This is a genomic window from Peptoniphilus sp. (assembly GCF_022767005.1).
Taxonomy (GTDB): Bacteria; Bacillota; Clostridia; order Tissierellales; family Peptoniphilaceae; genus Peptoniphilus_A.
Genome location: NZ_JALEOV010000057.1, coordinates 1 through 8,320, shown reverse-complemented (window position 1 = coordinate 8,320; position 8,320 = coordinate 1). Strand labels below are relative to the sequence as shown.

Annotated in this window: 11 protein-coding genes and 2 other annotated features; all 11 genes read left to right on the top strand. The window is 32.2% G+C overall.

Annotation, left to right across the window (positions count from 1 at the left end; genetic code table 11):
- The first annotated feature begins 266 nt into the window (after positions 1 to 266).
- Positions 267 to 445, top strand: a binding site (T-box leader).
- Between the two features lie 40 nt (positions 446 to 485).
- On the top strand, positions 486 to 2,396 hold the full coding sequence (gene thrS / locus MR285_RS04675; protein ID WP_293558520.1) for a threonine--tRNA ligase: 1,911 nt from the start codon (positions 486 to 488) through the stop codon (positions 2,394 to 2,396).
- A 215-nt stretch (positions 2,397 to 2,611) separates the two neighbouring features.
- Positions 2,612 to 2,679, top strand: a sequence feature (ribosomal protein L21 leader region).
- 10 nt (positions 2,680 to 2,689) lie between these two features.
- The gene (gene rplU / locus MR285_RS04670; protein ID WP_293558518.1) at positions 2,690 to 2,995 is read left to right on the top strand and encodes a 50S ribosomal protein L21; all 306 of its coding nucleotides are present in this window, start codon (positions 2,690 to 2,692) and stop codon (positions 2,993 to 2,995) included.
- Positions 2,995 to 3,324 carry a ribosomal-processing cysteine protease Prp gene (locus MR285_RS04665; RefSeq protein ID WP_293558516.1) on the top strand — a complete coding sequence of 110 codons (330 nt, stop codon included), beginning with the start codon at positions 2,995 to 2,997 and terminating at the stop codon, positions 3,322 to 3,324. The genes rplU and MR285_RS04665 overlap by 1 nt, the downstream gene beginning before the upstream one ends.
- A 1-nt stretch (position 3,325) precedes the next feature.
- Positions 3,326 to 3,625, top strand: a complete 300-nt coding sequence (rpmA, locus tag MR285_RS04660; RefSeq protein WP_293558514.1) for a 50S ribosomal protein L27 — start codon at positions 3,326 to 3,328, stop codon at positions 3,623 to 3,625.
- Between the two features lie 156 nt (positions 3,626 to 3,781).
- The gene (obgE, locus tag MR285_RS04655; RefSeq protein ID WP_293558512.1) at positions 3,782 to 5,050 is read left to right on the top strand and encodes a GTPase ObgE; all 1,269 of its coding nucleotides are present in this window, start codon (positions 3,782 to 3,784) and stop codon (positions 5,048 to 5,050) included.
- 18 nt (positions 5,051 to 5,068) lie between these two features.
- A complete protein-coding gene (gene yhbY / locus MR285_RS04650) occupies positions 5,069 to 5,356 on the top strand; it encodes a ribosome assembly RNA-binding protein YhbY (RefSeq protein ID WP_293558510.1) in 288 nt (95 codons plus the stop codon).
- Positions 5,356 to 5,964: a nicotinate-nucleotide adenylyltransferase gene (gene nadD / locus MR285_RS04645; protein WP_293558508.1), complete on the top strand. Its 609-nt coding sequence runs from the start codon at positions 5,356 to 5,358 to the stop codon at positions 5,962 to 5,964. The genes yhbY and nadD overlap by 1 nt, the downstream gene beginning before the upstream one ends.
- Positions 5,954 to 6,526, top strand: coding sequence for a bis(5'-nucleosyl)-tetraphosphatase (symmetrical) YqeK (yqeK, locus tag MR285_RS04640; RefSeq protein WP_293558506.1), 573 nt, complete (start codon positions 5,954 to 5,956; stop codon positions 6,524 to 6,526). The genes nadD and yqeK overlap by 11 nt, the downstream gene beginning before the upstream one ends.
- Positions 6,523 to 7,401, top strand: a complete 879-nt coding sequence (locus MR285_RS04635; protein WP_293558504.1) for an LCP family protein — start codon at positions 6,523 to 6,525, stop codon at positions 7,399 to 7,401. Before yqeK ends, MR285_RS04635 begins: the two co-directional genes overlap by 4 nt.
- Before the next feature lie 8 nt (positions 7,402 to 7,409).
- Positions 7,410 to 7,772 carry a ribosome silencing factor gene (gene rsfS / locus MR285_RS04630; protein ID WP_293558503.1) on the top strand — a complete coding sequence of 121 codons (363 nt, stop codon included), beginning with the start codon at positions 7,410 to 7,412 and terminating at the stop codon, positions 7,770 to 7,772.
- Between the two features lie 2 nt (positions 7,773 to 7,774).
- Complete coding sequence (locus tag MR285_RS04625) at positions 7,775 to 8,152, top strand: RidA family protein (RefSeq protein WP_293558501.1); 378 nt, start codon at positions 7,775 to 7,777, stop codon at positions 8,150 to 8,152.
- Positions 8,153 to 8,320 lie beyond the last annotated feature (168 nt).

Here is an 8,320-nt window from a genome sequence, read left to right as displayed (position 1 = left end):
ATTATAATTTTTTTAGAATTTTTATTTTTTTCTATGGTTTCTCTATTTGCTGACACTGGCGTAAATATAGAAAATACTAAAATAAATATTATAAAAAAGTTAAAAATTTTCTTTTTCATAAAGTGCTCCTTTCCCATTAAATATCCTAATAGCTATTAATAAATTACTATGATAAAATCATATCAAAATATTCACTTAGTATCAACAATTAAATATTTATAATACTTGAAAAATAATAAAAATATGATATAATGAAAATAATTTTTAAATAAACTTTGATAAGAAGAGTAAATTATATAAAATTTTAAGAGAGGAAATGGAAGGTGCAAATTTCCAATTTTATATTTTTGAAAACTAACTTGGAGTTCCATAGCAAACTATGGCGTAAGGATGCGTTAAATCCCTTGAGTTTAATTAAGGTGGAACCACGGTCATCGTCCTTTGGGATGATGACTTTTTTTATTTATTAATTTTAGGAGGAAAAAATGATTATTAAATTACCAGACGGATCACAAAAGGAATATGAAAGTGGTGTAAAGGTATCAAAAATTACAGAGGACATTTCTAAGGGATTATTGAGAGATTCTCTTGGAGCAGTTGTAAATGGTGAAATACTTGGACTTGACGACGAAGTTTTCGAAGATTGTGACTTTAAAGTTGTAAAATTTGACGACATCGAAGGAAAGGAAATTTTATGGCATACTGCATCACATTTAATGGCGTATGCAATTCAAGAACTTTATCCAGAAACAAAATTTGCAATTGGACCTTCAACTGAAACAGGATTTTATTATGATTTAGATCTTGAACATAGATTTGTAGATGAAGACCTTAAGGAAATTGAAGACAAGATGAAAGAAATTGCTAAAAAGGATCTTCCAATAGAAAAAATTGAAATTTCAAGAGAAGAAGCAATTAATTATTTTAAAGAAAAAAACCAAGATTATAAAGTTGAATTAATTAAAGATTTACCAGAAGATGAAAAAATTACAATGTATAAGATTGGAGATTTTGTAGATCTTTGCAAGGGACCACATCTTCTTTCAACTAAAAAAATTAAGGCAATAAAACTTCTTTCAATTGCAGGAGCATATTGGAGAGGCGATTCAAAGAATAAGATGCTTCAAAGAATTTACGGCATTGCCTTTGAAAAACAAAAACAATTAGATGAATATATTGAAAGACGTGAAGAAGCTGAAAAGAGAGATCACAGAAAACTTGGCAAGGAACTTGACCTATTTAGTATGCACGAGGAAGGTCCAGGATTCCCATTTTTCCATCCAAATGGAATGATTTTAAGAAACAATCTTCTTAACTGGTGGAGAGGTGTCCTTGAAGAAAATGGATATGGCGAAATCCTAACTCCAATTATCTTAAATGAAGCACTATGGCACAGATCAGGTCACTGGGATCATTATAAAGACAATATGTACTTTACAAAAATTGACGGCGATGACTACGCAGTAAAACCAATGAATTGTCCAGGTTCAATTTTAGTTTATAATTCAAACAACCACTCTTACAGAGATCTTCCTATTAGACTTGCTGAATATGGAATTGTTCACAGACATGAACTTTCCGGAGCATTGCATGGATTATTTAGAGTAAGAACATTTACTCAAGACGATGCCCATGTATATTGCTTATTCTCACAAGTTAAAGATGAAGTATTTAAGATGATAGATCTTGCAGATTATTTATATTCAACTTTTGGATTCAAATATTCAATTGAACTTTCAACAAGACCAGATGACTTCATGGGAGACCTTGAATCATGGAACTTAGCTGAAAAATCACTTAAAGAAGCATTAGAAGAAAAGAACCTTCCATACACAATTAACGAAGGCGATGGAGCATTTTATGGTCCTAAGATCGACTTCCACCTAGAAGATGCAATTGGAAGAACTTGGCAATGTGGTACTATCCAACTTGACTTCCAACTTCCAGAAAATTTTGACTTAACTTATGTTGACGAAGATGGAGAAAGAAAGAGACCAGTAATGCTTCACAGAGCATTACTTGGATCAGTTGAAAGATTTATGGGTATACTAATTGAACACTTTGCAGGTAAATTCCCACTATGGTTATCTCCTGTACAAGTTGAAGTAATCCCTGTATCTGATAAATTCAAAGACTTTGCACAACAAATTGCAGATAAACTTCATGCAGAGGGACTTAGAGTTCATCTTGATGGTCGTGCAGAAAAAGTTGGTTATAAAATTAGAGAAGCACAAGTTAAGAAAATCAATTATATGTTAGTAATTGGAGAAAAAGAAGAAACTTCTGGCAAACTTTCTGTTAGAAAGAGAAATGGAGAAGAAGTAGCAGATGTGGATGTAGATGAATTTATCGCATCACTTAAAGAAGAAATCAAAAATAAGACTATAACTGAATAATTTTAGAAATTAAATTGAAAGTTTTATAATATAAAGATATATGTAAGCAGGCGAAAGTCTGCTTATTTTTTACAAGTTTATATTAGTTTCTAGATAATTTATTATAATAAATTTTTAGACGTCATTTTCTCCTTGAGAAGCTAATAATATATAAAGAGAGCAAGCAAACAAAACCATAAAATTTTCTTTACAAAGATTAGTTCATGTGATAAAATACATTGATGTAACCGCACAGAATAGGTTTTAAACTAGGGTGCCTATAATGGCGAGTCTTGTAATGAGGAGGTGCTACAATGTACGCAATTATTGAAACAGGCGGAAAACAATATGTTGTTGAAGCTGGTGACAAAATTAAAGTTGAAAAATTAGATGTAAAAGAAGGCGACACTGTTACTTTTGACAAAGTTCTTTTTGTATCTGGAGATGAACCTAAAATTGGTGCTCCTTTTGTTGATGGTGCAAAAGTTGAAGGTAAAGTATTAGCTCAAGGAAAAAACAAAAAAGTTATTGTTTATAAATACAAATCTAAGAAAAACGAAAGAAAGAAAAACGGACACCGTCAACCATTCACTTTAGTTGAAATTTCAGGTATTAACTAATGACTAGTATAGACCTTTACAAAAAAGGCGATTATTACTATGGATTTAAGTCTTGTGGACACGCTGAGGGAGAATTTGATAAAATTGTCTGCTCTAGTATTTCAACTCTCACTCAAACTTTTTATTTTACACTTATAAATAAATTGGGGGTTAGTGAAAGTGAAATTGTGGACATACAAGGTGACGGATTGTTAAAAATAGAAATTTTAAATAGTAATGTTTTTAAAAGAAAAGATATTCAAACTTGTTTTGAATTTATGATAATGGGGATAGAGCTCATTGATGAAGCTTACCCAGAATATTTGACACTAAAGAATGTGGAGGTGTAAAATGATTAAATTTGATTTATTACTTTTTTCTTCAAAAAAGGGAGCAGGTTCTTCTAAGAACGGTCGTGATTCAAACTCAAAGAGACTTGGAGTTAAAAGAGGAGACGGTCAATTTGTATTAGCAGGAAATATTCTTGTTAGACAAAGAGGAACTAAAATTCATCCAGGCGAAAATGTTATGAGAGGTTCTGATGACACTCTATTTGCCACAGCTGATGGAATTGTAAGATTCACAACTAAGGGCAAAGGCGGAAAGAAATTTGCTAATGTTTATGAAGAAGAAAAAGTTGAATTAGCATAAAGATAAAGCAAGGGAAACCTTGCTTTTATTTTTTGTTTTATTTCTTTGTAAAATCTAAAATTTCACCAAGATTTTACATATTTAACATAAGGTTCAAGTTTTCACTACAATTCTGTGTTGATTCTATGATATAATTTTAAAAAATGCGAGGTAAAAATGTTTATAGATATAGCAAAAATAAAATTAAAAGCCGGAAAAGGTGGAGATGGTGCTGTCGCTTGGAGACGAGAAAAATATGAACCAGCTGGTGGACCTGCTGGTGGCGACGGTGGAAGAGGCGGAAATGTAATTGTAATGACGGACTCTGGACTTCACACCTTGATGGATTTTAGATACAAAAGAGAATACAAAGCCGAAAATGGACAAAACGGCATGAACAAATTAAAATTTGGAAGAGATGGCGAAGATATAATACTAAAAGTTCCCGTTGGCACTCTAATTAGAGATGCAAACACAAAGGGCGTCATTTACGATTTAAAGGAAAATAATATGTCTGTTACTGTATGTAAAGGCGGCAAAGGTGGACTGGGAAATGCGAGGTTTAAAACTTCAACAAGACAAGCACCAGCTTTTGCACAAGCTGGAAACACTGGAGAAGAGAGAGAAGTAATATTAGAATTAAAACTTCTAGCTGATGTAGGACTTGTTGGTTTTCCTAATGTAGGAAAGTCAACACTTCTTTCCATAGTAACATCTGCGACTCCAAAAATTGCAAATTATCACTTCACCACACTTACTCCAAACCTTGGAGTTGTAAAAGTTGGAGAAGGGGAGTCCTTTGTAATTGCAGATATTCCTGGACTTATTGAAGGTGCATCAGAGGGGATTGGTCTCGGCGATGAATTTTTAAAACATGTTGAAAGAACTGGAATTTTAATTCACGTCATTGACATTTCTGGCTCAGAGTACAGAGATCCTGTTGAAGATTTCTACAAAATTAATGAAGAACTTGTAAAATATAATGAAAAACTTGGCGAAAAGAAACAAATTATTTTTGCAAACAAAATGGATATGCCAGGAGCCGAAGAAAATCTTAAAAAGTTAGAAGAAGAACTTGGTGAAAAATATGAAATTATTGCAGGTTCTTGTGCCACGACAAAAAATTTGGACAAATTAATGAAGCTAACATATAATAGTCTAAAAGAAGTTGATTACAACGATTACGAAACCTACGATGAAGAGTATGTTGAGGAAATTAAACGAGAAGAAGGAATAAGGGTATTTAAAGATAATGGCGAATATTTTGTTGAAGGACCTTATATTGACAAACTTCTTCGTTCAACAAATTTTGACGATTACGATTCACTTAAATATTTCCAAGAAAATCTTAGAAAGAATAAAGTAGTTGAAAAATTGGAAGAACTTGGCGCTGAAGATGGCTGTTCAGTATTTATCGGCGGTTACGAATTTGAGTTTTTTGAATAAAAATATATAGGAGATAGAATGTTAACAGGAAAACAAAGATCACACTTAAAGAGCCTTGCTCACAACATGGATCCACTTATCCAATTGGGGAAAGATGGCATAAATGAAGGATTTTTAAATCAAATAGATAAACTTTTAGAGGATCATGAAATTGTAAAAATAAAAGTTTTGCAAAATGCACCAGTTGAAGTTGATGAAATAGTTGACGAAATAATTGATGCAACGGGCGCTGAATTTGTACAAAAAATTGGCAAAAAACTTACAATTTATAGAGAGTCTAAGGAAAACAAAAAAATAGAATTATAATGAAAAAATACGGAATTTTTGGAGGAACCTTTAATCCCATTCACTATGGTCATTTAATGATTTGTGAATATTTAAAGGAAGAACTTAATTTGGATAAAGTTATTTTTATTCCAACTGGCAGTCCTCCACACAAGGATTTAGATGTATCAGCAAAAGATAGGTATGAGATGGTAAGACTTGCCATTTCATCTAATCCAAATTTTGAGATAAGTGATATAGAGACTAATCGCGTGAAATTATCTTACACAGTTGATACAGTTAAAGAACTGAAAAAAATTTATAAAGAAGAAAAATTATATTTTTTAATTGGTCTCGACACTTTATTTCAACTTAAAACTTGGAAAAAAATTGAAGAACTTTCCAAGGAAATTGAATTTGTAGTGGCGCTTAGACCTAAATACATTGACATTGAAGAGATAAATAGAGAATTAAAATTTTTGCGAGAGAATTATGGCACAAAGGTGGAAATAATTCACACGCCACTCTACGAAATTTCTTCCACTGAGCTTAGAGAAAGAATTAAAGATAAAAAATCTGTTAAATATTTAATTCCTGAAGAAGTAGTGAATTATATTAAGGAAAGCGGGTTTTACAAGGTTGAATTATAATTTTAAAAAATATGAATCAGAAATTCGCGAAAGAATTGGCGAAAAAAGATTTCTTCACACAATTAGAGTTAAAGATACATCAATGGAACTTGCAAAAATTCACGGAGTAGATGTGGAAAAAGCAGAAATTGCTGGATTTTTACATGATTGTGCAAAAATAAGGGATAAAGATTGTCTTATAAAGACAGCTAAAGAAAATAAACTTCTCATTACGAGAGAAATGCAAAAAGCTCCACAAATTATCCACTCACATCTTGGAGCATTGTTCGCAAGCAAATTTTATGGAATAGAAGACGAAGACATTTTAAATGCCATAGCCTATCATACTACTGGCAGAGTAAATATGTCTGATCTTGAAAAAATAATTTTTTTGGCGGACTATATTGAGCCAATGAGAAATTTTGACGGTGTGGAAAAAGCAAGGGAACTTTCAAAAAAAGATTTGAACGCAGCCATGTATTTCGCACTAAATAACACTCTAAGATTTTTAGTAGAAAGGGATAGTTACATTGTTCCAATGACTGTTCTTGCTAGAAATTTTTATAAGGAGATAGATACATGAAAAGTTTTTTTAAAGCCTTTATCACAACAATAATTGTGATTTTAATATTGGCGCTTGCTGGCATCGCAGGTTATTTTTATTTCATTGGAAACGAAGATACCAACAAGGTAGATCAAGGGGGAGAAGACCTTCAATTTTTAATGCTTGGAGTAGATTCCTTGGATTCAAAAAAAGCAGATAACGCAAGATCTGACACCATTATGGTAGTAAATGTGGATGGAAAAAGCAAAAAAGTAAATATTATTTCTATACCTAGAGATACTTATACAAAAATCAAGGGATATAAAAAGACAAAGATTAACCACTCCTTCAAATACGGTGGGAGTAAGCTAACCCTTGACACAGTAAACAATCTTCTTGGCACAGATATAAAATATTATGTAACAGTGGATTATAGGTTCGTAGAAGATGTAGTAAATAAAATTGGAGGAGTTACAGTAGATGTTCCAATTGATATGAAATACGAAGATCCAACGGCTGATCCACCTCTAAAGATAGACATTAGAGAAGGGACGCAGATATTAAATGGACACGATGCCATAGGATTTTTAAGATTTAGAAAGGGCTACAAAGATGCCGACCTTGGAAGAGTAAAAGCACAGCAACAATTTATGTCAGCACTTTTGTCAAAAATGAAGGAGCCAAAGACATTAATTAAATCGCCACTACTTCTAGGCTCTTATGTAAATTATTCTGAGAATAATATTCCAGTAAAAAAATTAGTTAAAGTAGCAATAAATATGCGTGGCATAGGAACGGAAGATATCACGACGAATACACTTCCTGGCACGCCAAAATATATTGGAGGAGTATCTTACTTCATACCAAATGAAAATAAAACAAAGGTAATGCTTTTAGAAAATAATTTTAAATAGGAGGCAAAATGACAGTACAAGAAAAGTTAGATATCATTATTAAATCATGCGAATCAAAAAAGGGAATTGATACAAAAGTTTTAGATATAAGGGGAATGACTTCTATCGCAGATTATTTTATAATCGTTAGCGGAAATTCATCAGCACAAGTAGATGCCCTAGCACGTGAAATTGACGAAAAACTATCTGAACAAGGGGAAGAACCAATTCACAGTGAAGGGAAAAACTCTAGTAGATGGATAATTTTAGATTTTAGTGATATAATAGTACATGTATTCCACAAGGATGAAAGAGAATATTATAATCTCGAAAGATTGTGGGAAGATAACGGAAACAAAGAAAACCATGACCATGAAAATGAGGAGGAATAACAATGGTTAAAATTCTACACACAGACAAAGCACCTGCAGCAGTAGGTCCTTATTCACAAGCTACAGAAGTAAATGGATTTATTTTTACATCAGGACAACTTCCACTAATTCCTGAAACAGGAGAACTTATCACTGACGACATAAAAAAAGCAACTGCAAGAAGTCTTGATAATATTAAAGCTATCCTAGAAGAAGCAGGATCAAGTATGGATAAAGTTGTAAAAGTAAATATATTCTTAGACGACGTAAACGATTTTGCAGCAGTAAATGAGGTATATTCAGAATATTTTTCTGAACATAAACCAGCAAGATCATGTGTTGAAGTAGCCAAACTTCCAAAAAATGGTCTTCTTGAAATCGAAGCAATAGCAGTAAAATAAACTTTAAAATAGACCCTTCGGGGTCTTTTTAGTACCATAAATAGTGTAAGAAAGGAAGTAATTCCTATCTTGCACTATTTTTGTATAATGAAGAAGTAGTATGACGAGTCTCTTTTAGGGTTAAAACATCCGACATAAAAACTGTCAACCACCTCTTCATTATTCATA